At 48.8% G+C, this 25,734-nt stretch carries 18 protein-coding genes; 12 read left to right on the top strand and 6 right to left on the bottom strand.

Translation table 11 applies throughout. From position 1 onward, the window contains the following. Positions 1-139 precede the first annotated feature (139 nt). The 3 genes from ACXAFI_RS09365 to ACXAFI_RS09355 form a co-directional block, all read right to left on the bottom strand. Positions 140-3,277, bottom strand: a complete 3,138-nt coding sequence (locus ACXAFI_RS09365; protein ID WP_475108599.1) for an efflux RND transporter permease subunit — start codon at positions 3,275-3,277, stop codon at positions 140-142. Beyond that, a complete protein-coding gene (locus ACXAFI_RS09360; RefSeq protein ID WP_475108598.1) occupies positions 3,271-4,806 on the bottom strand; it encodes an efflux RND transporter periplasmic adaptor subunit in 1,536 nt (511 codons plus the stop codon). Before ACXAFI_RS09360 ends, ACXAFI_RS09365 begins: the two co-directional genes overlap by 7 nt. Positions 4,807-5,058: 252 nt before the next feature. Then, positions 5,059-5,463, bottom strand: coding sequence for a hypothetical protein (locus ACXAFI_RS09355; RefSeq protein WP_475108597.1), 405 nt, complete (start codon positions 5,461-5,463; stop codon positions 5,059-5,061). A 225-nt stretch (positions 5,464-5,688) separates the two neighbouring features. Between ACXAFI_RS09355 and ACXAFI_RS09350 the strand changes: the two genes are divergently transcribed. From ACXAFI_RS09350 to ACXAFI_RS09330, 5 genes are all read left to right on the top strand, one after another. Beyond that, complete coding sequence (locus ACXAFI_RS09350; RefSeq protein ID WP_475108596.1) at positions 5,689-6,585, top strand: hypothetical protein; 897 nt, start codon at positions 5,689-5,691, stop codon at positions 6,583-6,585. 252 nt (positions 6,586-6,837) lie between these two features. Further along, entirely contained in the window at positions 6,838-7,215 is a 378-nt protein-coding gene (locus ACXAFI_RS09345; RefSeq protein ID WP_475108595.1) for a hypothetical protein, read from the top strand. 137 nt (positions 7,216-7,352) lie between these two features. Next, entirely contained in the window at positions 7,353-7,514 is a 162-nt protein-coding gene (locus tag ACXAFI_RS09340; RefSeq protein WP_444922067.1) for a hypothetical protein, read from the top strand. Positions 7,515-7,771: 257 nt separating this feature from the next. Then, positions 7,772-9,103 (top strand): cytosine deaminase, encoded by a 1,332-nt coding sequence (locus ACXAFI_RS09335; protein ID WP_475108594.1) that lies wholly within the window; start codon positions 7,772-7,774, stop codon positions 9,101-9,103. After that, positions 9,100-10,506: an FAD-binding oxidoreductase gene (locus ACXAFI_RS09330; RefSeq protein ID WP_475108593.1), complete on the top strand. Its 1,407-nt coding sequence runs from the start codon at positions 9,100-9,102 to the stop codon at positions 10,504-10,506. The genes ACXAFI_RS09335 and ACXAFI_RS09330 overlap by 4 nt, the downstream gene beginning before the upstream one ends. Before the next feature lie 124 nt (positions 10,507-10,630). On the opposite strand, the gene ACXAFI_RS09325 is transcribed toward ACXAFI_RS09330, so the two are convergent. Then, positions 10,631-11,800 carry an AMP-binding protein gene (locus ACXAFI_RS09325; RefSeq protein ID WP_475108592.1) on the bottom strand — a complete coding sequence of 390 codons (1,170 nt, stop codon included), beginning with the start codon at positions 11,798-11,800 and terminating at the stop codon, positions 10,631-10,633. Between the two features lie 215 nt (positions 11,801-12,015). Here ACXAFI_RS09325 and ACXAFI_RS09320 point away from each other — a divergent pair, with 215 nt between their 5' ends. Further along, positions 12,016-13,506, top strand: coding sequence for a TolC family protein (locus ACXAFI_RS09320; protein ID WP_475108591.1), 1,491 nt, complete (start codon positions 12,016-12,018; stop codon positions 13,504-13,506). A gap of 12 nt (positions 13,507-13,518) precedes the next feature. Beyond that, entirely contained in the window at positions 13,519-14,823 is a 1,305-nt protein-coding gene (locus tag ACXAFI_RS09315; protein ID WP_475108590.1) for a multicopper oxidase family protein, read from the top strand. Between the two features lie 27 nt (positions 14,824-14,850). Here ACXAFI_RS09315 and ACXAFI_RS09310 read toward each other — a convergent pair whose 3' ends face one another. Further along, entirely contained in the window at positions 14,851-15,795 is a 945-nt protein-coding gene (locus ACXAFI_RS09310; protein WP_475108589.1) for a methyltransferase, read from the bottom strand. Between the two features lie 348 nt (positions 15,796-16,143). Here ACXAFI_RS09310 and ACXAFI_RS09305 point away from each other — a divergent pair, with 348 nt between their 5' ends. From ACXAFI_RS09305 to ACXAFI_RS09295, 3 genes are all read left to right on the top strand, one after another. Next, on the top strand, positions 16,144-17,724 hold the full coding sequence (locus ACXAFI_RS09305; protein ID WP_475108588.1) for an FAD-binding oxidoreductase: 1,581 nt from the start codon (positions 16,144-16,146) through the stop codon (positions 17,722-17,724). A gap of 125 nt (positions 17,725-17,849) precedes the next feature. Continuing rightward, complete coding sequence (locus tag ACXAFI_RS09300) at positions 17,850-18,275, top strand: hypothetical protein (protein WP_475108587.1); 426 nt, start codon at positions 17,850-17,852, stop codon at positions 18,273-18,275. Positions 18,276-18,398: 123 nt separating this feature from the next. Continuing rightward, on the top strand, positions 18,399-19,784 hold the full coding sequence (locus ACXAFI_RS09295) for an amidase family protein (RefSeq protein WP_475108586.1): 1,386 nt from the start codon (positions 18,399-18,401) through the stop codon (positions 19,782-19,784). 162 nt (positions 19,785-19,946) lie between these two features. On the opposite strand, the gene ACXAFI_RS09290 is transcribed toward ACXAFI_RS09295, so the two are convergent. After that, entirely contained in the window at positions 19,947-20,876 is a 930-nt protein-coding gene (locus ACXAFI_RS09290; protein ID WP_475108585.1) for an alpha/beta hydrolase family protein, read from the bottom strand. 671 nt (positions 20,877-21,547) lie between these two features. Here ACXAFI_RS09290 and ACXAFI_RS09285 point away from each other — a divergent pair. Both ACXAFI_RS09285 and ACXAFI_RS09280 read left to right on the top strand, forming a co-directional pair. Further along, on the top strand, positions 21,548-22,630 hold the full coding sequence (locus tag ACXAFI_RS09285) for an efflux RND transporter periplasmic adaptor subunit (RefSeq protein ID WP_475108584.1): 1,083 nt from the start codon (positions 21,548-21,550) through the stop codon (positions 22,628-22,630). Continuing rightward, the gene (locus tag ACXAFI_RS09280; protein WP_475108583.1) at positions 22,627-25,731 is read left to right on the top strand and encodes an efflux RND transporter permease subunit; all 3,105 of its coding nucleotides are present in this window, start codon (positions 22,627-22,629) and stop codon (positions 25,729-25,731) included. Before ACXAFI_RS09285 ends, ACXAFI_RS09280 begins: the two co-directional genes overlap by 4 nt. Positions 25,732-25,734 lie beyond the last annotated feature (3 nt).

Below are 25,734 nucleotides of genomic sequence, written 5' to 3'. Positions count from 1 at the left end.
CGTTGAAACCTATGTACTAGTGGTCTCTCCCTAGTGAGCTGTTATCGTCTTGGTCATCACCAATCCGAGCCTGCGTCCAATATGATCGATAGAAAGAAGATGGGGCACGGGACCAAGTTGATCCAATGCCCTCGCTTTTTTAGTTTTCCTTCTCTTTTCTGGCCTTCCACTGATAAAACACACCAGGCATCACCAGTAATACAAACAACAATGTGGTGATGGTGCCGCCGACCATAGGTGCGGCAATGCGTTTCATGACATCTGCACCGGTGCCGTCGGAAACCATGACTGGGATCAATGAAACCAATAAGGTAAGGCTGGTCATCATCATTGGCCGTATGCGGCCCGCTGCCGCTTGTGCGACTTCGGCGGTATTGCCTTGCTGCGACTTATTATCTCCAGCAGCCGATAAATAGTGCAGCATTAAAAGACCCATCTCTGCGGCAAGGCCGGCCATAGCGATCATGCCCACCCATACGGCGACGCTGAGTTTGTAGTCAAGCAGATACAGCAACCAGAAGGCCCCGACCAGTGCCATCGGCATAGCGGTAAGTACAAACAGGGTGTCAGACAGCCTGCCGCGGTGCAGGTAAAGCAAGAAACAAACTGCTAGTAAGGTCAAGGGCACCAGCCATTGCAGGTGGGACTTGGCCCGCTCCAGATATTGATACTGGCCAGCCCAGGCGATGCGCTGACCGGGCACCAAATTGACTTGGTCGGCGACCACCTGTTTTGCACGGCTCACATAGTCGGCAACACCTACATCGCCTTTCAGGTCGACAAATACTAATCCCACTAACTGCCCGTCTTCATTGCGAATCATGGGCGGGCCAGTGCGGAAGTCCATATCAGCCAGTTGGTTGAGAGGCACCTGGGAACCATCGGAAGCGGGAACCAGGATTTGCTCCAGTTGTTCCGGGGTATCCCGGTAGTCGCGGGCATAGCGCACCAGCACATCGTAACGTTCGCGCCCCTCGACGGTCTGGGTTGCAGCCAAGCCACCGGCAGCCGCGGCAATCACATCTTCGATATCCTGCACATTTAAACCGTGGCGGGAGGCTCGTGCGCGATCGATATCAAAGTCCAAAAAGTAGCCACCGGTGAGGCGCTCGGCAAAGACACTGCGGGTTTCATCGGCGGTGCGCTGATCGCTGCGCAGGGCTTCCTCAATAGCCAATGCGGTTTGTTCGATTTCTTCCAGGTTATCGCCAAACACCTTAATACCCAGCTGGCTGCGAATACCGGTGGCGAGCATTTCGGTACGGGTTTGGATGGGCATCCACCAGATATTCGGCATACCGGGATACTGAAGTTTCTCATCCATCTCCGCTAGCAGGTCATCCCAGGTCATGCCGGGCCGCCATGCATCCTTGGGCTTCAGGGTAATCACGGTCTCTACCATGGAGAGTGGTGCCGAGTCAGTCGCACTGTTTGAGCGACCAATTTTACCGAACACGTGCTCAACCTCGGGGAAGGTTTTTAGCTCTTCATCCATTTGCTGCAGTACTTTGCCAGCTTCGGTCACAGACATACCGGGTAGGGCAGTGGGCATATAGAGGATGCTGCCCTCATTGAGTGGCGGCATAAATTCACCGCTCAACTTACTAATGGGGTAGGTCACGGAAACCAGGGCGATTACCGCGAGGGCCGCCACCATTTTGCGCTGGCGCACACAGAAGTGGATCACCGGTTGCAGTGTAAAAACCAGGGCGCGGGTGACCGGGTTTTCCTTGGTGCGGATCTTGCCTCGCATCAACAATACGGCGAGAGCTGGGATCAGGGTGATCGCCAGTAGTGCGGCAAAGGCCATGCTGTAGGTTTTGGTATAGGCGAGGGGTTTGAACAAACGGCCCTCGGTGGCTTCCAGCGCAAACACCGGCAGGAAGGAAACCGTAATAATAATCAGGGAGAAGAAGATACTCGGCCCCACTTCCTGCATTGCCCGAACAACCAACCTTCTTCGCTCAGCAGTAGACAATGCCTTATCGCCAGAGGCTGCCAGCTTTTTATGGATGTTATCCACCATCACCACGGCGGCATCCACCATGGCCCCAATGGCTACGGCAATCCCCCCCAACGACATAATATTGGCGGTCAACCCTTGTAGGGAAAGTGGAATAAAGGCCAACAACACGGCAATGGGCAGGGTGATCACCGCGACTAAAGCAGAGCGTGCGTGCAGCAGGAAAATGGCGATCACAGCGGCGACCACTAACATCTCTTCAATCAGGGTGTTTTTAAGATTGTCGATCGCGCTGTTAATCAGCTTTGAGCGATCATAAGTCACCACCAGCTCGACGCCTTCCGGCAAACCAGCGCGAACCTGCTCGATGCGCTCTTTAACCCTTTCAATCACCTTTAGGGCGTTTTCACCGTAGCGCATTACCACAATACCGCCGACGGTTTGCCCCTCACCATCCAGCTCGGCAATGCCGCGCTGCATGGCTGGCCCTAAGGTAATATCGGCAACCTGATCCAGGGTTACGGGAATTTTTGCCGCGTTTACCCCAATGACTACCTCTTCCAGATCAGAAACACTGCGGATATAACCGCGGCCACGGACCATATGCTCGTGGCCGGCGATCTCCAGTACCCGCCCGCCGGTGTCGTTGTTACTGCGGCGAATGGCTTCGACCACTTTGCCCAGTGGAACATTAAACATCTGTAATCGATGGGGGTCGATCTGGACTTGATATTCCTTCTCATAACCACCGATAGACGCGACTTCGGCCACACCCTCCACAGAGGTGAGCCAATAGCGCAATTTAAAATCCTGTAGTGCGCGCAGTTCTTGCAGATCTTGCTTGCCGCTGCGATCCACCAACGCATACTGAAATACCCAGCCGACTCCGGTGGCGTCTGGCCCCAGAGTGGGCTGAACATCCTCGGGGAGTTGGTCTGACACCTGGTTGAGATATTCGAGCACCCGCGAGCGGGCCCAATAAATATCTGTACCGTCTTCAAAAATGGCGTAGACAAAACTGAGCCCAAAAAAGCTCTGGCCGCGGACATATTTGACTTTGGGCAACCCCAGCATGGCGGTGGAAAGCGGATAGGTGATTTGGTCTTCCACCAGGTCTGGACTGCGGCCGGGCCAGTCTGTCATGACGATCACCTGGGCATCGGAGAGATCCGGGATAGCATCCAGGGGAACACTGATAAGGGCCCGGTATCCCGCCAGGACGGCAATCGCCACCAGGATCAGCGTGATCCCCGGCTTGCCAGCACAGGCCCCAATTATACGGGCGATCAGCCCCTTGGGTTCGGTATTTACCACTGCTGTACCCCCGACTTCAGGCGGCTCTCTGCCGCGATTAGGAACACACCTGAGGTGACGATTTTGTCGCCTTCCTGCAATCCGGAGCGAATCACAATGCGCTCGCTATCCCCGTACCCGGTGCGTACCTGCACGGGCTCCAGGCGGCCCTGGCCCAAATCGCGGAACACGATGCGCTTCTTGCCGGAGATCAGCACAGAATCCCTGGGAACCACCAAAAGATTACCCAGTTCGGCACTCAACATAATGTCCGCAAACAGCCCAGGGCGAAGCTCGCCATCGGTATTGGGCAGGGTTACGCGCAGCCGCGCGCTGCGGTTACTGTGATTGAGGAATGGGTCGATCTGGGTGAGGGTGGCCGGGATTTCCTCGTGGTAGACGTTGGTTAAACGCACCTTGGCCGGCATACCTTTTTCTAGCAGTGGCAGCTGGTCCTCATAGGCGTGGGCCTCTATCCAGACCTGGCTGAGATCGGCAATACGCAGCAGGTTGTCTCCCTTCTGAAAGGCCGAACCGGCGACAATATTCTTCTCAATAATCACGCCACTGGCCGGAGCGAAAATCGGCACATAGTCTTGTGCTTTCTGCTGCTCAACCAGCCAATCGATCTGCTCTTCTGAAAGTCCCCAGAGCAGTAGGCGCCGGCGCGCGGCTTTTTCCAGGGAATCGCCGCGGCGGCGGGCTTTCAGGTATTCGTCCTGAATGGCCAGAAGCTCCGGGCTGTAAACGGAAAATAACACTTCTCCGCGTTTGACTTCCTTGCCCTCAAAGTCGGCATCCAGTTCACCGATCCAGCCATCAAAGCGCAGGCTGATATCCCGCAAGCGGGTTTCGTCGTAAGTCACCTGGCCGTGCAGGTGAATGGGCAGGGCGAATGGCTGTCTTTCAACTGTGCCAGTTTTTATACCAATGGCCTGGCGGCGACCGCTTTCAACCACAATACTGCCGCTTTGCAGTTCATCGTGGCTGACCGGCTGCAAGTCCATACCGCAGATAGGGCAGGTGCCGGGCTTTGCAGCTCGTACTGATGGGTGCATGGCACAGGTGTAGTAAGCGGTATCCGAGGATTCGGGTGCTGATTTCAAGCGCAGCCCTTTGCGGTTGGTGCTCATATCAAAGGCCAGGTCCACATGGCGATCGTGGCCGGTAGCTACATCTACCACCATGGGCCATGAACCCACCATGGCGAGTTCGATCTCACCCTGGAAAACCCCGGGACTGGTCTCGTTAATATCTGCCTGGGCGCGCATGGCCGGCATGGCGCCCATCGCGGGCATTTCCGCTACTGCGCGGACTTCGGCACCGTTGACCGGCTGGTTTTCTCTGTTCCTAACTTCGATGCGAATCTGGTTCTTACCAGCGCGGGGCTGCTGTGGATCTACGGTTACGGCGATCTGGAAGGGGCCGGCAGGAATAAACTCAACATGGTCGGTGGCAGCCAAGCCAGCTGTTTTCTTCCAATAGAAAGCAGCGCCCGCCGCCAGTAAAAAAACGAAAGCAACCAGGCTCAGCGTTTTCGCGCGGCTCATTTCGCACCTCCAGAGATAGAGGGGATGAGGTTTTGGGTACCGAGCACGGTGCTGTGTGGGGTGCCAAGTTGGCTATCAAAGGCACTGTCCATTTCTTTGCTGCTACGGGCAGCAACGGCTTGTAGGGAAATCAAAGGGTTCACTCCTAGAACAATCTTTCTGAAGCCCAACAGCAGCAATGAAAAAAGTCGAAAGACGCACGACGGATATATGGTGCTGCGGGAAATTTCGTAAATCAGAGAGAGGGAGTGATCAAATACGCAGGCGCAGAGTGGCCAACCAGGTTCGATTGCCGGGGAAGGTAGAGGCTAGGGGAAAGGGTGTAACCGCGTTGGGCGCTGGTGGGGCCAGTATTTGCGGCCACTGGTAAGTGGGTGGTGGTGCCAGCTGAGGAAGTTCCAGGCCAAGGAAGGCAGCGGTTAAGGCGACTTCGTGATCATCCAGGGAGGTCTTGAGGGAAACCTGGGCATCGTATTCACAGCAATCTACCTCATCGGGCTCTGAGCTGGTAACCATGTGGTCACAACAGCACTCCTCTGCTGGCTCAGGGCTTTCCACCATTTCGCAGGCAAGCACGGTTTGCACCTGGAACATCAGCAGGAGCAGGGCCGCCATAGCAATCAGTTTGGCGCGAAATGTGGAAGAGTAGTGCTTCATTACTGATAAATCATACACCAGAGATTGGCTACCCGACAAAGTTTACCTGAAAGCCATGACCAGCTAGTGCTATCAGGTCTTCTAAATGTAGGAGGTCATGTCTCTCAATACTCGATCACTGATAATTCCGGCACGGTTTAACGCTTTGGTGGAAGGATATTGGCGATAGTTAATGGAATCACTTATGGCTAATAAAGCCTCACGCAAAACCCCAAGGGGAGCACTATGTCATTACCTGCCAAAATCTGTTTGCTCCTGCTGATGTTGTTTGCCGCTTCTATTTATGCCGAATCCTCAAGGGCATCCTTGGAAGCATTGTTTGCTGAAACCTATGATCCGAACAGAAAGGTTGATAGTGACTGGGTGCTAAGCAGGGAGCGAAATTTGGCTGCCTGGAAAAGAAAGAGGGCTGTGAGGGAGGCAATTAAAAATGATGAAGACTTATCGTTTCTCAGCAAATACGGCCTTGAGAAGGAGGAGGCAACTTGGTATGAAGTTGATTTAAGAGGGCACCTTGATTGGATGACGTCATACAACCTGCTTGGACCTTTTTCCTCTTGGCGCAGGTTGGCGAAAAACCAAACAGAGCTTTATCAACTCGGTATGAGTGTGGCCGAAGTCGAAAAACTGGGCCGTTATGTTCTTGCCAATGATATTTATGAAATGAGAATTCAGGCGCGACTGGATTATCTTCATAAAGAGGAATCTACTTATATAGCTAGACTCTTACAGGGCGGTGAAGACTATGCTGCTATCTATAAAAACTATATCGATGATATAGGTTTACTCTTACACTTAGTAGAAGTTGAGTGGGCAGCTGGACTGCTTAACCAATTTGAGAGTGATGCCCAAGAAATTTTATTGACCCTCAGTTTATCCAAAGTTTCTTCCCGAATAGGGATGGGGAAGGGTAGTTTTAACTTGGATCAGGAAGTTGATATCTTTGTGGGATATTTTCTATCCGGTGAGCTGACCACATCATGGAAAGAGTCTTTGCAAAGGCATAGAGACAAAAGACTTGCTGAAATAGCTCAGATTAATACCGAGTTTAAACCTCCTGCCGACAAAGCAGTAAATGAGTGCCGCTGCCCCCCAGAACAATGTTCCTATACCAATCCTTGAATATACTCATTAATAGCGATAACGCCTTGTGTCGCTTGTGTGGTCAATTCTTGATTTTAAGTGGTAGAAGCAATGGCTGTAACAAGGATCTGTAGTTGTCTTGTCGCACTTCTCATTTCATTGCCTCTTGCGGCAGAAGAAAACACCCCCGCCACAGAATCCTACGGTCCTCTTACAAAAATGACCAACTTATGGCTCCGAGGTGAAATTAGCAAAAGGCAGATTCGGGAGCTGGCGTTGAGGGGGCGATATGTGAATAGCTCAGACAATGATATTGCTCATGTATCCTTTTTCTTGGATGAGATGCAGGTAGTTGCTCGTGGATCATCGGTGTCCGGGCGTTCTGCTCAAATTAATATCCAGGTCAATGAGTCCAAGTTTGACCTGGATTATGACCTTGTCTCCATGCACCTCTTAATTAACGGGCATGGCAGTGGGCTATCGAATGAGCAAAAATTTCTTCTAATTGTGATGAGTTATCGATTGGCAGCTGAGGGTTGGAGTAAATCTTTGGGAATAGACCAAATGGAGAAGAGCTTGATCTATAACACTCTCAATTACCTCTCCGAAATGCCGGCAGACTATAAGATGTGGGTGATGGCTAAGGAGATTAAATATCCCTTACATTAATAATATAAACAGTCAAATTTAAGTCTGAGGTGATAATCTAATTGTTATCTGAATGTCCGCTATTTTTATAGTTAAGTTTATTTGTTTTTGGGAGTTATCGTTCAACTACGTGAAAAAAGTGGATAGGGTAATTTCACATGAATAAAAAGGCATTCGGACTATCAGTTTTAGTTATTGGCATAGCCTGGCTTTGCGCCATCATATTCACGGCTATTTCTCCAATACAAATTACTATGCTTGCCATACTCTTGGTGGTTTTGACCTTTGTAGTTTTGGTTATTTTGGCAGTTATAAAGTGAATCAGAGCGGCCATAACTTAAAAATCATAGGCACGTTGCTACGGCCCTCCAGGCCTCCGCGGGACGGCCTACGCTTTGCTTCGTCCGCCCGTGCTGTGGGCGATCTTGGAATGACCTGCCTCAGTTTGTGCTGCCGAGATCATGCCCTGTGCTTGGACTTAATCCTATGTCCTAGACGGATTGCAGATCGCAGGCGGCCAGTGTTTGATCGTGCAGTCGGGTTCGCTGTGGGCACAGCCGAGGAACGGGAGGTGTAAATGCGGGCAAGTTGGGGCTCGGGTTTCAAAGGCACTGGCATCATTAGAAATGCAACGGTCCCTGCCTGTGTTTTGCGTGACCCTGGCAATTCTGAGCCATCGGGTCTTGTTTCTTGCGATTTGATATTTCGTAACGGAACGCTGATGCAGGTTACTCCGACGGCAAGTCTGCCCGAGGCGTCAAGCGGATTAGATCTGGATAACGGCTTGGTTTTACCGGCACTTGTCGATCTGCATACCCATCTGGATAAAGGGCATATCTGGCCCCGTGCACCCAATCCCGATGGCTCTTTCACGGGGGCGGTGCAGGCGGTTGGCAGGGACCGGAGCAAAAATTGGTCAGCAGAGGATGTTCGCGTGCGTATGGAATTTGGGTTGCGTTGCGCCTATGCCCATGGCACGGCCGTCATTCGGACGCACCTGGATAGTTCGCCACCGCAAGATGAGATCACCTGGCCGGTCTTTTGTGAAATTCGCGCCGAATGGGTGGGCCGAGTCGAACTTCAGGGCGTGTGTTTGTTCGGCATCCATCGCCTTGCTGCAGACGATCAGTTTTTGGAACGCATTGCGGCTAGAGTAAAGGCTGCTGGGGGTATCTTGGGAGCAGCGACCTACATGGTGCCGGATCTGGATCGGCATCTTGAAGCGATGTTCCGCGTGGCTATGGAGTATGGGTTGGATCTCGACTTTCATGTCGATGAGACGCTCGACCCATCCGGGATGACCTTGCGCCACATTGCGGAAACAGCTTTGCGCCTAGGCTTTCAGGGGAAAATTGTGTGCGGGCACTGCTGTACTTTATCGGTACAGCCTGATGAAGAGGTAGACCGTACACTGGATCTGGTGGCTAAGGCGAGGATCGCGGTCGTGACTCTGCCGGTGAGTAATCTATATCTTCAGGATAGGGTATTGGGCCGGACTCCACGCCGCCGGGGCGTCACGCTATTGCATGAAATGCGTTCCCGTGGAATAGATGTTGTTGTTGCTTCAGATAATACACGGGACCCCTTTTGCGCCTATGGGGACCTCGATCTGATCGAAGTCTACGCTCAGGCGACTCGCATTCTGCACCTGGACCATCCGGTTGGAGACTGGGTTCGGTCAATAACGACCACGCCGGCGGATATCATGGGGATTTCTGCCGGTCGGATCGGGGCCGGTGAGTCGGCGGACTTGGTTCTCTTTCGTGCGCGCAATTGGAATGAGCTCCTATCACGCCCAAGCGGTCCGCGGCATGTGCTGCGCGCGGGGCTCAGCATCGACCAGGACTTGCCAGATTACCGCGAACTGGATCATCACATGCAAATGCACATGGGAGAGCAACGCCCATGACTGATATCTCCGCTTTGAAAGCGAATCTCCACGGTATCAAGGTCGAGGACGATCCACGGATAGTTAGAAAAAAGAGCCGGGATTTCTTCTGGTTCTCCCCAGTCCTTAAAGAGCAACTTGATGGTGTGACCGGTGATCTGCTGGTCAGCCCGAAGAATGTTGACGAGGTCATCCGCGTTCTAAAGGCGTGCTATGACGCGGACATTCCGGTGACAGCTCGAGGGGCAGGGACCGGCAATTATGGTCAAGCCATGCCACTTTCCGGTGGCGTTGTCCTGGACTTGTCAGAAATGGATGCTGTTAAGGACATTAATTCAGGCGTTGTTGTTGCCGAGCCTGGAGCCGTTATGGCGGATATCGATGCGCAGACGATATCCCGGACCGGTCATGCGCTGCGCATACATCCCTCCACATACCGTATCGCGACGATTGGAGGATTTCTCGCGGGTGGAGCTGCGGGAGTTGGTTCAGTGAATTGGGGTGGGCTCAGGGATCTGGGCAACGTCATCCGTTTACGAATGGTAACCATGGAGGCGGAGCCGAAAGTTCTGGAGCTGACAGGCAGTGATGTACAAAAGGTTCTACACGCTTACGGTACGACAGGCATCATCACCGAGATCGAAGTACCGCTGACGGAAGCTTATGACTGGGGCGATGTGCTCGTCGGGTTTGATGATTTTATAAACACGATCCGTTTTTCCGAAGAACTGGCCAACATGGATGGCCTTTTGACAAAAAATATCACTGCGCTTGAGGCGCCGTTGCCCTATGACTATTTTTTGCGACACAAAAAATTTATCCGCAAGGAGCAGTCTGTTGTTGTTGTCATGGTGGCAGCGTTTGCCATGGGGGCATTGGATGGACTCCTGAGCCGATCGCCAGGTGCTGAGATTTTGTACCGCTCCGATAGGGCAACCGCCGAAGATATCGCGCATTTACCGCCGGCTTATGAACTCGCCTGGAACCACACAACCTTGCGAGGCTTAAGTGTTGATCCGTCAATTACTTATCTTCAGGTCCGTTATCCTGATGTGAACCCGCTTGAGACAGTCAGCAAGTTGCAGGGCATATTTGCTGAGGAGTTGCAGGGCCATCTGGAGTTTATCCGCTACAACGGACGCCTAGTCCCCATTGGTCTGCCCATTGTTCGCTTCACGGATAAAGCCCGGCTAGATGAAATTATCAAGCGGCATGAGGCGCTCGGGTGTACGATTTTTAATCCGCACCGCTACACCCTGGAAGAAGGGGGTATGAAGCAAATCGACCCGGTGCTACTTGCATTCAAAAGGCAGACGGACCCCAAGGGGCTACTCAATCCGGGCAAGATGATCGCCTGGGACCACCCCGACTATAGGTTTGATAGTGATCAAGGGTTTTTGTTTCCGGGTTTGCAGCGTTCGTAAAGTTACGCCGTTCACTGGAGCCTCGATAGGCAGAATAGTCAGATATTTAAAGACTGAAGGGCAAAGTGCATGGATGTTCTCACTCATCCCTGCGAAACGAGTGTTGATGCTGTTTTAGCCAGAGCTATGTTTCCATTTCTCTCCAAACTACAGCGGGAACTTTATTGGTTCGTGTAACCCTCTGTAGTTTTTGTACCCGTTTTACCAGAAATGAGTCGGGGTATTGATGGACCACTGAAGCTAAATTGTGAATGCCATTTAAGATTTGTTTACTTACCTGTTGCGGTTCTGCGGCGCCAGTGAAAGTAATGGTAAAGACACTGGCCTCCCTGATAGCTGTCTCTTTCTTGCTTCGTGTGAGAAGCAGCTGGACCTCCTCAACACCAGGGACCTGTTCGGCGAGTTTGACTATTTGATCGGTACTGATCAGTGCACTCAGTAAGCTGACGGAGTCATCTGCACGCCCTTCAATAATAAGTGCATCGCTGCGGCCGCAGCCGCAATGGCTTTCCTCGATTTTATCGCCCAGGCGGTAGCGAATGAGCGGTACCGTCCAGCCATCGCCGATGCGGGTCAATAGGGCTCCGTGATCATCGAGTTCGATCAATTGATCCGGGAGCAGATGGTAGGTATCCCGATCACACTCTGGCCCATTGACGGCAATACTGTTGGTTTCCACCGATCCGTAGTCACACCAGAATCCGGCGTTGGGGAAGGCACTACGCACTGCTTTAAACTTGCTCTCGGTCCAGGGTTCCGCCATCCAGATAATGGTATTGATAGCCAGTTTGCCTTTGGCATCCATTAATCCCTGGGCAAAGTCAGCTAATCCTGTTGGCGCTCCTGCGAGGGCATTGATCCCAATTTCTTCAAATGTCTCTATCCATGCACTCACTTCTTCTGGGGTAAATGGGCCTGCGGGCACAGAGGTGGCTTTACTCTTTTCACAGAGGGTTTGGATAAAGTAGTGGGCACCCCATAAACGGCCCGGATTGAAAAGGTTGAGAAGTACACTGCCAGGCCCCAGCGGTTTCCAGTGTTGGAGTAGCCTTTCCATTGCCTGGTGGAAGGGCGTGTAAGCGAGCTTTGGTTTTCCCGTGGTACCACCACTGGAGTTTAAGATGGCGCCGTTTGTCTTTGCTATGGCCTTGGTGATGCGCAAGATCTCCTCGGGCCCACTGATTGGGAGGTCTTCAATCCTACTGGCGTTGGCGGGCACGCTTAGGCCGCCGTGTTCAGATAGTGATTTGGCATGGCAGAGCAACTGATCCCAGTTTAGGTGTCCAATAGCCATAGAGGTCCCCAGCTTTCCGCTTTCCTTTACGCATTCTTAGCTATTCATATTAGAAGTAACCTGCGGGATTAAATTGATGAGTAAAGCTGGATTAAAAAATGGGCTAGAAGCTTAGAGTTGAAATAAGCCAATGGATTCCCTCGATATTGGGTCGCATCAAGTGACTGAGACAGATTTGCTAAAGTCCCTCAACTAAACTGTTTCCCAGAAATGGGATGACGGGAACCACCTTGGCTTATTGGCGAAAGGGCTCGGTAGAGCGCTCAATCCTCGCCTTAACACTGGCGTTGGCAGCCTGCTCACCACTGCCCGTAGAGTTAGGGCGGGACCAGGTTGTCCAGCAGGTGCAACTGCGGGGTCGGCCGGCGCAGATCCTAATCCCGGAGCTTGTGCCCACATTGGTGGCTGAACTCAGTGCCACACCCCTCAACGCCGATAGGGCCATGCAGATCGCATTGATCAATAATCCTGAACTGCGCGGCTATTATGCTCAACTCAATATTGCCGCCGCTGAGATATACCGGGCCGGGCGCATCGGTAACCCGATATTTTCCGCTTCTTTATTATCAGGCGAACAGACCCAGAATACCTACGGCCTAATGGCTTCCCTTTCCGACCTGATCACACTCCCCACACGTAAACGCCTAGCTGCGATGGAGTTTGCTACGGTCCAGCAAGAAGTCGGTGCGGAACTGTTACACCTTGCCGCTCGTGCGGAGGGAGCCTTTTACCACTGTATCGCTGCTCAACAAGTCTCCGTTATGCGTGGGCAAATCGCTAAAGCTGCGGATCTCTCCTGGCAACTGGCTCGCCGTTACTTTGAAGCCGGGAATCTGACACCCCGGGATCTGGCATTAGCAGAGGCAGCGGCTGCAGAGGCACAGATTGTTGCGTTACAGGCTGAAGAAACGGCTTTTGCCGCACGTAACGAGTTGGCAACAATGTTAGGACTGTCAGTGGATGGTATCTGGGATGTGCATCCACAGTTGTCTTTACCGGTTCTCCATGAAGACAGTCTGCAAGAGCTATTGCTTCTTGCTCGGGAGAACCGTCTCGACTTGGCGGTAGCCATAGCGCGCACAGAGAGGCTGGCAGAGGATCTTCACTACAATAATTGGCGGCGTTGGCTGGGAGAGATGGATTTTGGTATTGGTCGCGAGCGAGAGGACGACGGTGCCAATCTAACCGGGCCGCTATTGGATTGGGAGATTCCGATTTTTACCCAACATGAAGATCGCCTGCTTGAGCTGGATGCCGAGTTACAGGCATCTATAGGTTTGCTGGCGCGTCTGCTGTTGGAAAGTGACAATGGCGTACGTCTTGCTTTCGCTAAAACGCAAAGTGCCAGGGCAAGAGTTGCTGTGTTTAGATCCCGTTTAATTCCGGCACGAATGGAAGCGGTTACACAGGCGCAACTGGAAGAAAATTACATGCTGATTGGCACTTTTGAGCTGCTACTCAGTAAGCAACGGGAGTATGACGCTTACCAGGGCTACCTTGAGGCGTTGGGAGACTATTGGGTAGCGCGCGCCTCACTGGCGGAAGCTGTGGGTCGGCGCCTGCCGAGCAGTAATCAAGTCTCTGCAGGGAAGGTAGATGTAGAGGCCTTTATAAGCCCAAGGTCGACCTGGAAGCATGGGGAGCACGGGAAAGATTCACAGGAGGCTCCTGCAGATGGGCACAAACATCACGGTATGGCGCCATGAGGGGAGTCACGGATGATTTCACGGCGTAGATTCTTGCAGGCTGGAAGCCTGGGGTCACTGGGTGCTGCGCTGGACGCGCGGGCAGCAGCAGGGAAGAAGACCCAATCACCTAATGCATCGTCAAAGGGCGATAAAACTTCCAGCTATGTCCCGACCCGTACTCTCAATGGTTGGACACTTCCCTACAGGTTAAAAGGGGATGTTAAGGAATTCCACTTGGTGGCAGAAGAGGTGGAGCATGAGTTTGCCCCCGGCACCCGTGTCAAATGTTGGGGGTACAACGGGACCACCCCAGGCCCAACGATCGAGGCCGTGGAAGGGGATCGGGTGCGAATACTGGTGACTAACCGCCTCAAGGAACATACCACGGTACATTGGCACGGCATTATCCTACCGAGTGGCATGGATGGAGTCGGGGGTGTATCCCAGCCACATATCCAGCCCGGCGAGACTTTCGCCTACGAATTTACCCTCAACCAACAAGGTACTCACATGTACCACCCTCATGCGGATGAGATGGTGCAGATGGCGGAAGGTATGATGGGGATGTTTATTATTCATCCCCGAGAGCCAGAGATTGAACCAGTAGACCGTGATTACTGTTTCCTACTGCATAATTGGGCGGTACATCCGGGTACCTATAGACCGGACCCATCGGTGATGGTGGACTTTGATCTCTGGACGATCAACAGCAAAGTATTTCCGGCAATTGATCCTTTGGTTGCCCGTACCGGTGAGCGGGTACGCGTGCGCATGGGAAATCTGTCTATGTGGAACCATCCCATGCATATGCATGGAGTGCAGTTCTACGTTACCGGCTCCGACGGAAGCCGTTGGCCCCGTTCCCAGTGGCGGCAGGAAGCTACGGAGATTGTCGCTGTGGGACAGACCCGCGATATAGAGTTTATTGCCGTGCCCGGCGACTGGGCCTTCCACTGTCATATGGCCCACCACACCATGAATGCGATGGGTCACAATATTCCCAATCCGATGGGGGTGAATCAAAGCGGTGTAGCGGCTGAAATTCAAGAGATGCTGCCGGGCTTCATGCCCATGGGACGCTATGGTATGGCCGAGCACCAGGTCCATGTAGAAGAGGGGCACCTCCCAGGACCGCGCAATACTATGCCGATGCTCGTCGGTAAAGGCCCCTATGGAAATATCGAGATGGGCGGCATGTTTACCCTGGTGAAAGTACGCGATGATTTGGCACCAGGAGATTATCGAGATCCCGGCTGGTACAAAGCGCCTCCAGGCACAGTGGCCTGGCTTGTCAGTAGCGATCCCAACTACGGTGAACCGCCGCGGCTCTCTTAGGAGCTGTCGAAGTTAATTGAAATACAGTCAGGTTTTTTGGGCTGATACCACAGAAAAGTAGCTAAGCGCTTTATGACATTGAGGGTTTTTAAAACCCGCTTTAGTGAGGAGTTGGTCTAGCTGTTGCTCTGAAAACAACTGTGAGCCGTGATTCATAAAAAGATGGAAGCTAAATAGGCTTGGGGTCAGCTGGCTCTCGTCTAAGAGCATGTCATGGATAAAGATATGGCCTCCTTTAGGTAACAAAGAGAAAGCTTTGCTTAGCAGGTTTTCACAAGTCGCTTTGTGCCAATCGTGCAGTACATTGCTAAAGCAAATACCATCAAAACCTGTGGGCCAATTGGCGCTGAACAGGTCTCCCTTCACTATGGTTATCTGCTCTTTTTTGTTGAATTTTTGAACATACTCTTTCGCTGTCTCACAGACAGGCCCCAGATCAAAGAGCAGGGCATTGCGATCTGGGTAGGCATCGCAAAAGGCCAGCGCTATGGTTCCAGAGCCAGCACCGGCATCCAGTAAGGTATTAACGCTTTTGAAAATATCATTTGAAGCTGCCTTAACTGCGGAAGCGAAACCTTGCGCATGCATTAAATGGGTAAAGGCTGCAGCAGACTCATTATCCATTTCGTCATTCTGCCACATATCCGTTACCGAGCGACCTTTGCACTCAAGTTCATATTCGCGTTTCAGGCTGGTTAAAATCTTTTTGTCCAGGTGGTTAATATCATAGATGGCAAAGGGATCGAGGAGGACTTCACCCCAATAATAGGGACTGGACTTGTCCAGGTAATTTTTTGCAAGTTTAGTGTTCTTTAGTTGGTGATTTTCAATCCTGATGTAACCCAAATGATTCAGTATCAAGAGATAGTGATTAATGCCTTTGTGGCTGAGTTGTAATTTCCGGGCTAACTTTTCACTGGTATTGCAGCCTTCTTCAATTAACCCGCAAATATCGAGCTGGGCCGCGACCATCAGGCAGGCAAAGGAGTAATTGCCCATTAGGCGATCCCACAGGGGGGCGTCGGAAGTGGTGGGCGCCTTTATATGCATACTGTATCTCTCTTTTGTCTTTATAAAGATCTTTAATATGTAGGATTGCGCTTAAATGTGTATAGAAGAGACCTGCATATTAATTTGTCGCTTAACTTGTATTGCAGGCACCTAAATAAACTCTAGGATTTTTTGCTATTAGTATTTGCCTGAGGTCTATATCTTTACTGTTGTGATTTTAGAGTAATAGTAGATTCCCAGCAGAGCGTTAAGTGTTAGGGCGTTCGGATGTCGCGAGTTTGAACCGGTATAGGGTTGTGTGGAGTGGTTATGTTAAAAGATTTTTTGTCGGAAATCAGAAAGACTCTTAGGGATGATCAAGTTTTATCTAAGCAGGATGAAATAGCGCATCAGGTTGAGAATGTTACATCGTATAACGTAGATGTTCCGTTTATTTTATATCCTGAGTCTGCTGAGGAAGTTAGACAAATAGTCTTATATGCAAATAAGTTTAAAGTATGTATACAGCCTTTTAGCACTGGGAAGTCTTGGGGCTTTGGATCAAAGCTATCATCGCAAGGTGGTCTTATACTTGTTGACCTACATCGTATGAATAAAATTATTGAGGTAAATGAAGAGTTTGGCTTTGCCGTTATTGAGCCGGGAGTGACACAGTTTCAACTTTTCAATTACCTCAATGAAACTGGTTCAAATTATTTTTCAGACACAACTGGCTCTGCAAAGGATACTAGCATTGTAGGCAACGCTCTAGATAAGGGGGTTGGGTACAATATGGAACGTTATAAACAACTTCTAAATTTGGAAGTTGTTCTCGGCGATGGCAGGATATTTAAAACAGGGTTCGGGCACTATGCAAACTGTAAGGCAACCAATACCTTTCCTGAAGGAATAGGGCCGTCATATCTTCGGATTTTTTTGCAGTCAAATTTTGGAGTTGTCACTCGTGCAACCATTGAGCTGAGAAGAAGGCCTGAGAAAAAATGTATGTTTGTGACTATTTTAAAGGATGAAAGTTACCTGGGTGATGCAATTAATGCTCTCAAAGAGATTAAACAGCTTGGCCTGATTAACTCGATTACTCATTACTATGAAAATGTCCGAGTTAAAAATGGTCTGGCTCCTGTCATGTATCAAGATCTTAAGGAGCGGGGTGTTGATATAGATCGTGAGAGTTTGATGGGGTTTCTGAATCGATACGCATTTGGTGCAGGTATTATATTTTCAAATATCAGCGGCACTAAATATCAAATAAAGGCCGCAAAAAATGAGCTGAAGAGATTGAGCCCTTGGGGTATGACCTTTTATGTCACTGATAGGTTGATTAGTTTGGGGTTGTATGCCTCCAATCTTATCGGTTGGAAAAAGATGCACTCTTTTATCCATTGTAATGCAGGATTTTATCGTATGGCATTGGGCGAACCCAGTGATCGACCTATTATGAGTATTTATTGGCCGGCTCAAACGGAGCTCCCTGAAGGATGGGAGAATCCAGATCATACTGACATTGGCATGCATTTTATTCTTCCAACGGTACCAATGAATGTTGAATATGTTCAGCAGGCAAACTCAATTGTTCGGATGGTAAATGGTCATTATAGTAAAGCTCAGGCAAGTTATGCATTTGGACTTGTCGATGACAAGACAACACATTTCAGTATATCAACGCACTTTAAACGTACCGATGAAATAGCACGAGAGGAATCGCGATCCTTGGCAAAGGAACTTAATGAAGAATTCATTAAGGCTGGTTTCCATCCTAACCGTCTGTATGTTGATTTCATGGATCTTGTTGTTGATCCTGATGATATTTTTTGGCAAATCACAAGAGATATTAAGAAGGTTTTCGATCCAAATGGAGTGATTGCACCGGGTCACTATAATCTAACTTGAAGTGTTACTGGTAAATATCAATGAAAGATTCTTAATCTGTATTGTGGGTGTTGAATTTTATGTGGTAAGTCTATGGGGCCATTTTCATTCCTAAATTTGGATCTGAAAATATATGAGCTGTTTATATGTTTACTGAAAAAAGATATCGGCAGTACATTAGTGATTTTAACTCTACGTTCACTGGGGGAATCAGCTTAGATGATTTCTTTGACAGTTACTATGAAAAGAATGCAACTTTCGAGTATGTCCCTCAAGCCCGTAAAAATATTGGTCGTGACCAAATTCTGACCTTTTGGTCTGGGGTTGCTGAAAAAATGCAAGAAGTGATTATGAATCATACTCACTTTTTAGCAGATGAAAAAACTGTAGCCTCTGAAGCGCCGATAGATTTTCTCTGTAAAAAAGATCTTGAGTGGAATGAGGTTCATTATAATGCTGGCTCAAAGTTCCGACTAATGATGTGCGCTTTTTATGATGTTAGTCCAAGCAATAAGTTCTCGTATGTGAGGGTATATTCTATATACAATCCGGCCTATAAGCCTGATGAATAAAATTTGCTTTGTCTTTTAACCTTATATGTGCCCAACGTGAGGTAGGGAATGGTTGACTCCCGATTAACAATCTAGAGTAACCTTAATCATTCCTCACGCCGGAAGATATACCGGAAGATATAAATGACGCAATCTATTTTACAACTTGCTGAAAAAATCCGTGCTGGTCAGTTGACGTCAACTGTATTGATTGAGGATTCCTTGGGTAAAGCTCGCGCCGATGAGAACCTCCGTGCTTTTATTAGCTTAGATAAAGAAAAAGCATTAGCTGCAGCACAGTATATCGATAGGTTGGTGGCTGAAGGAGCACCTTTAGGGCCTCTCAGCGGCATTCCTTTGGCAATCAAAGACAATATCAATGTGAAAGGCATGCATACAACGGCTGGTACACCCGGTATAGACTTCATTGCCAGCCACTCAGCGCCTGTCGTGCGTTCTTTAATCGATGCGAATGCCATTATAGTGGGCAAGGCAAACATGCATGAGTTGGCATTTGGTGTGACTTCAAATAATGCGGCTTTTGGTGCAGTAAGGAACCCTATGGATTTAACCTGCTTCCCAGGTGGCTCTTCCGGAGGCACTGCAGCTGCGATTGCGGCCGGTATAGTACCTGCCGGGTTAGGTACGGACACGGCAGGTTCCGTAAGATTGCCCGCAGCACTGACGGGCATTGTTGGTTTTCGCCCCACAACACACGCTTTAAGTCAGGCTGGCGTTGTCCCTTCGGTTCCAACATTCGACGTTGTAGGCCCCATGGCGCGAACTGTGGAAGATGTGACCTATCTATTTTCAATAATGAATAAAACTCCATTGCCTAATCGAAAAGAGCTTAAGGGTTTACACTTTGCCGTTGCCTATCCCCAGTCAGCTGACCTTTCTCCCCGAGTGAAGTCCGCTTTCCAATTAGCCCGGGAGCGGTTGAAAAAAGCAGGCTTGACATTAACGGAGTTAGGTTTGACAGAGCTGGTAGATTCTGCCTTCGACATAGGCTACCCAATCGCTTATCACCAAATGAAGTCGGCAATGATTGCTTTTTTGCAGAAATATCAACCTGATACTTCCCTTGAGCAGCTAATTGACTGTATCGCCAGTGCAGATGTGAAAGAGATTTATCAGGAATCGGTGATTGGGCGCAGTGCGCCAACAGATGAGCAATATAAACACGCTTTAAGTAAACTGCCGAAAGTACAGCAGAAATATCTTGATGTTATAAAACGCAAAGGTATTGATGCGATAATTTTCCCTACAGCATCCATTGAGGCTCAGCCAATTGCGACCTCATCGCTGTCGATCAATATTAATGGGATGTCAGTGCCAACGCTGCAAGTGTATGAGCGAAATATTGCAGCAACGGCCGTCTGGGGTGCTCCGGGTCTTAGCATTCCTTTGGAGAGCACAACAACTGGTTTACCCATAGGACTCGAACTTGATGGTCTGCCTGGTGAAGATTTAGATTTACTTGCTATTGGTATGGCAGTAGAGGCTATTTGCTCTCCTAAAGCCGTTTAGCTCCATAGTTATGAAATATCTGGTCAAGTATCTATTGAGACATTTACCACTATAACTATGACCGCCCTGTGCTCTTAATATTGATGGGCTGCAATCACTCTTAGAGTATATTGCAAGCCCGCTTCTTAGAATGATGTGAACAAAAGTGATGAGAACAAAAAGTTAATGCTCTTTATAGGATGCCATTGTTTGTTTCTCTTTGCGGTTAAGTTTTTGATCAAAAAACTTAAGTATATCCAGGCTTAGGCTCTCATGAACTTGTGATCTCTCAAGGGTCTTGTGATCTTCACAAAGCCCTTCTAAGTACTTTTTGCCGAGAGGGGTACAAGTAGATAGGAAAGTGTAGTGGCTCGCTTTTTCTATCTCCTTGTATTCAGCACCTGGAATCAAAGATGCAACCCTATGGGCATTGGTCAAACTGGGTGCAACGCTATCGAGAGAACCGACGGCAACGGATACTGGAATAGAGATATCCATTAAGCTTTCCTGGGTTAGCGCCTGGGAGACAGCTGGGGAGAGAATATAAGCTGCAGAAATTTGATTAATTTTATAAGAGCTTCCGTGTTCTGAGAGGGAAACTTTTATATAGGGATTATTCTCCACCTTTTTGAAGGCTTCGTTGATATTTGGGAACTCTGCTTGTCCCTCACAAGTAAAATCTCTCTTCTGACTACTGCAGAAATCCTTGAACAGTGATCTATCTGTAATGCCTCCGATAGCAGAGAGTGCGGTATAACCACCTAAAGAAAAACCCACAACGCCTATCTTGCTGGGGTCAATATGCTGTGACCAATCATCATCCTTCAGGATAGAATTTAAGGCAAAAGAGAGGTCGCGCGTTCGCTCCCACCATAAAGTGTAACCCGCAGCGTATTTTTTAGGCTCTATTGCGGTATTACCATGATGATTGACGCCAAGCACCAGATACCCATTCTCGACTAAGCGCTGGGCAATCCAGAGCATTTGTAGGGCGGATCCACCAGTTCCATGGGACAGAAGTATTAAAGGCATCTTTTCATTGAAAAGTGGTTTAGCTGCCCAAGCCACCTCTCCAGCATTGAATAGCTCTTTACCTGGCTGCCCTAGTAACAAAGGCTCGCTATGAGATTCGGCGGTAGGGTAAAACAAGTGAGAAGTGACAGGCCGCTTTCCCTCTCCATCCCAGGATGGCCTGCTGGTATCAATATAATTTAGGGGTACGACTCCAATATTTGTGGCGCTGTTCGCGGTTGCATAGATCGATGAAAGCAGTAAGACGATGGTAGAGAGTAACCTCAAGAACATATTTGACCTATTTGTTGGTGGATTATTTCTTTTATCTTAAATAGATATGTTTTATTTAATGGACCGTTAAAGTGAATTACCGATCTCAAACCTTCATTTAGGAAGGCTTGAAGTATGGGAAATAGCCTATTGGTAAACTAAGAGATAGCCAAGTTAAATCTACGTAAATTCTTACTGCTAGGATATAAATGGGATTGCTTTAACAGTATTCCCAAAATTGGGTACCTGAAATAAGAGAAGCCTGTTAGACACTTTTAAATTTGATGCAGACAATCTTTACAGGCCTAAAAAAAACTACAAAATCTTTAAAGTCTTTTAATCGCATATATTCGATTATGGTATAAATATAGGTAAATTAAAGAGTCTTATCTGGTACAAATTACAGGTAAATAGCCAAAGACAACTCTCTGTGAAGATGGCAATCTTGAGAACACGTTTTTAGCCACTCAATTCATTTGACTTTTTCGTAAGGAACGCGAATGAGGAATATTGCACTGGTCAAACCAATAAAAACAGGCTGTTGGCTAATCACATTGGCTTTGGGCTCAATGGTTGTGCATGCGGCTGGTCAGGAGCGTGTCATCGTACAGAAGGCTTTGGAGTGGCAGCAAGCCGTGGAGACGACGCTTTATTGTACAGTTAGCGTACCATTTTTACATGAAGTTTCCAGTCATAATCAAGCTGAATTGACTACTGTGAAGCCCGTCGGTTCGACGATCAAAGCCGGTGATTTGGTGGCGGAGCAGGATGGTTATTACCTAAACAGTGAGATTGCGGTCATTCGCACCGATCTTGAGCTTGTAGAGGCGCAACTTAAACATGCAAAAGACGAATTGGCGAGGCTTGAGACCTTAAGACAAAGCGAGATGGTGTCTCAATCCCAGCTGAGTGTGCTGCTACTTCAGGTCAATACCTACCGGCTGAATAGGCAGCGATTGAAACAGCAATTACAAACCAGTGAATATCGCCTGGAACATCTGAAACACTATGCGCCGTTTAATGGTCAAGTGATACAAGTGAATGCTAGCCCAGGTGAGAGGTTAAGTCCCGGCCAGAGAATTGCGCAATTGTTACCCCTGGAAAAGAAGCAACTGGAGTGCAAGGTTCCCCAAGACCAAGCGCCTGAAGTCACCTCCATAGAAAAGTTTGAATTCCATCTTCAGGGTGAGCCGATCTTTTTACGTGATATTGGCGTAACGGTAGAAACTGATACTCAAAATTTAACGCTCTATTTTGAAAGTAATGGAGATCAATACCAATCGTTATTGGTTGGACAGCGTTTCCAGGTTTCCATGCTCAAAAGAGCTGAAAATGCGTTTCAAAACGAGAGTATTACCCGGGTCCCATCAGATGCCGTCAAGCTTGAAGGCAATACTCATCAAGTTTGGGCTGTCGATGGGCAGAATAAAGTACATAAGGTACCAGTAAGAATACTCGACACTTTGGACTCCTATTTCGTTGTCCAGTCAGAAATCCAACCCGGTGATTTATTGGTTGTGGTTGGGCATGAAGGCTTGCAGGTAGATCAGGATGTGATACCGGTGAATAAGGCACAGTCATGAAGCTTTTGGAGAAATACAGCGCGGTAATCATAAGCTGCGGTTTCTTATTAGTTATTCTAGGAATTACCGCTGGTCTTAAATTGCCCAATGCACTATTGCCGGCCATTGATCGACCCCAAATTGCTCTCGCGACATCCTGGCCTGGTAAGACAGCGAGTGAAATAGAACAGGCTCTTGTTGCTCCCTTGGAACAAGAGTTATCTTCAATAGGGCATCTCAAGGAGATTCAGACCAATACCTCCAACGGTTTTGCCTGGACTACCATGACCTTTCACTTAGATGCCGATATGGAGCAGGTGTATATTGATGTGCTCTCGCGCATCAACCAGGTACCAAACTGGCCTTCACATGTACCGCTACCTCGAGTCTTTAACTTCAGTAATGGTGCAGGCGCTACACTAGCCAGCTTCTTCCTTTATTCGAAAACTTCGGCTAGTGAAGCTGAACTCATCCAGGCTTTTAGAGACCATATCCAACCCGCATTTAGTAAAGTCCCTGGTGTCGCCTCGGTGATAGTCGCAGGCACGCCCATGGAGCAGCGTGTCGATATTGAGTTTGAACCGGTCAAGCTCGCCAACCATTCACTGACCATAGATGAAGTGCAATCCCGTCTCAATGATTTGGTAGACCGGTCTGGTGGAAGTCTCAAAATTGGTTCCAAAGAATACGGGCTACATTTCAATGGCCATGTTCCATTGAATGAGCTTCGCAATATACCGATTGCCAGTAGGGGGCCACACATCATTCAACTAGGGGATATTGCCTCAGTTCATACCCGATTGGTTTCCGATTGGAATTACTTTGCGCTTCAAGGCAACCGAGCTTTCTATTTCTACTTACAACCGGCAGAGAATATCAACGTTTTAGATTCCATTGATAGCATCAAGCAGGTGATCGATGAGTTGAATCGTGGAGACTTATCGAACCTAGGAATGGAGGTGGCGTTTAGTCGCGATGACTCAAAGAGTATAAGAAATTCTCTAATGCTTGTTTACGGAAGCCTGCTAGTGGGAGCATTACTGGCTTGCCTTGTCCTGTATTGGTTTTTGCGAGATCTAAGGACTCTGTTCCTGATTTTCCTCAGCATACCGGTCTGCGTAGCTCTTGTTACCCTTGGAATGTATATAGCTGGCAAGAGTATGAATGTTATCTCTTTGGCCGGCGTGGCTCTATCCATCGGGTTGTTGGTTGATGCCGCTATCATTGTTGTCGAGAATATCCAGCGGCTACGGCAGCAGGGTTTGGGACTTTTACCAAGTATTCGCAAAGGGACTCAAGAGGTCAGTGGTGCATTAGTATCTTCGACAATCTCCAGTGTCATCGTGTTCCTGCCAATCCTCGCCATGCAATCGCCCACTGGGCAATTGTTTATGGATCTCGCCTTCACTATCTCCAGTGCACTTCTGGCTTCATTGTTGTTCGCTCTGGTTCTCTTGCCGGCGATAGCACGGTATACCTTGAAAGGCTTATCAGTAAAAGCTTCTCGAGAGAAGGGTAATGAGTCCAATCGAATACTATCGAAATTTATAAATTGGTCGGTGTTACCGGCAACGCGCCGACAATGGGCTTATGCAGTGTTATTGCTCTGTGTACCAGTAGCACTCTTTGTTGCCTATGTTGCAGCTCCACCTATTGATGTATTACCAGAGCCCAAGCAGGCAATGGTTTCCACTTATATCAATTTTGAAGAGCCCATGGCTTTGGATGTCATTGAAGAGGAAGTAGCCCAGATCATCCAGAACAGGATTGAACGAAACATCGGTACCCGAAGTTCACAGATTTCTACCTATGGAATCATGTGCTACCCAGCTATGTGTAATCTCTATTTTTATACTCATGGTGACTGGGAGTTTGATGAATTCAAGAATTGGGTCGAAACAGAGGTTGTGCATGATTTGGTCGGCACAAGGATATTCACCCGGCAAGGCCAGTTGCTGCAATTTGCCATGCCTAACAGTCGAGTTAGCCAGTTAGATGTGAAGGGCGCAGAACTTCCAGTCCTACAGTCTGTGGGAAGAGAGTTATTGACCCACTTAAGGTCTGAGTTTCCAAATGCCCAGATTCAGGAAGGCACAGCGCTAAATGACCGCGGGGTGCGTATTGAATTTCAGCCAAATCAGGAGCAGCTTATACATTTTGGAGTGAGTCTATCGGACTTCAATCGTTATCTCGTAACCTTAACCGATGGGGTATACCTGGGAAATTTCTATACAGGGACTAATACGCTCCCATTCTATTTGAAGTCTAGAGAGCCCAGGGATCTTAAACAGCTTCTTGATACGGAGATAATGATTGGAGGGCATGGCTTGGTTCCTCTACGTCAACTGACTGAAGCAAAAATTACCCTGGCCCCAGATAATATTCTTCGTGTTGACCAGGATGTTAGTGTTTCTTTGAACCTAACACCGCCTGCAGAAATCGCCATGAAAGATTTTGTCGACAGTGTCAGTGGAAGCGTCAAAAGCTTTATGAGTACCGGTGAGTATCAGGGGGTACACGTTCAGTTTCGTGGCAGTGCCAATGAGCTTAAGGTGTTTCTTCAGGAGTTCCTCTATCTATTTATTGCTGCCTTAGTGATATTAGGAATGATCATGTCCTTTACCTTGGGTTCTATTAAGTTGGCTGCAGCTGTTTTACTCGCAATACCCTTATCTTTTGCTGGTGGTATGTTGAGCCTTAGCTTCCTTAACCTATTTGTGACGCAGAATCTCGATGTTATTACGATGATAGGTTTTGTAATGCTGATGGGACTCGTGGTGAATAACTCTATTCTATTGGTCAACCAGTATCAGGTGGCAATGAATGCCGGTGCGAATCAATTTGAGGCGATTAAAAACGCGGTAAACTTGCGTATTCGCCCGATAATGCTGACTACCATAACGTGCATATTAGGCAACTTGCCTCTGGTTCTGAATCCCGGTGATAGCGCAGCGATATATCGAGGTCTTGCAGCGGTCATTACTGGTGGAATGCTTTTTTCCGCTCTCTTGGTATTGGTTTACATGTCAGCCATGTTATCTCTTCCTTTATTCAAACTTCAGCGAAGTGTTGTGAACTCTGAGGAAGAGTCAAGAACGTTGAGCGTTGATGCTCTGGTGTAAGAT

The organism is Microbulbifer sp. ABH2_005 (assembly GCF_056160005.1).
Note: the sequence above shows the minus strand (reverse complement) of the source record. Positions and strands in the feature narration are given on the sequence as shown.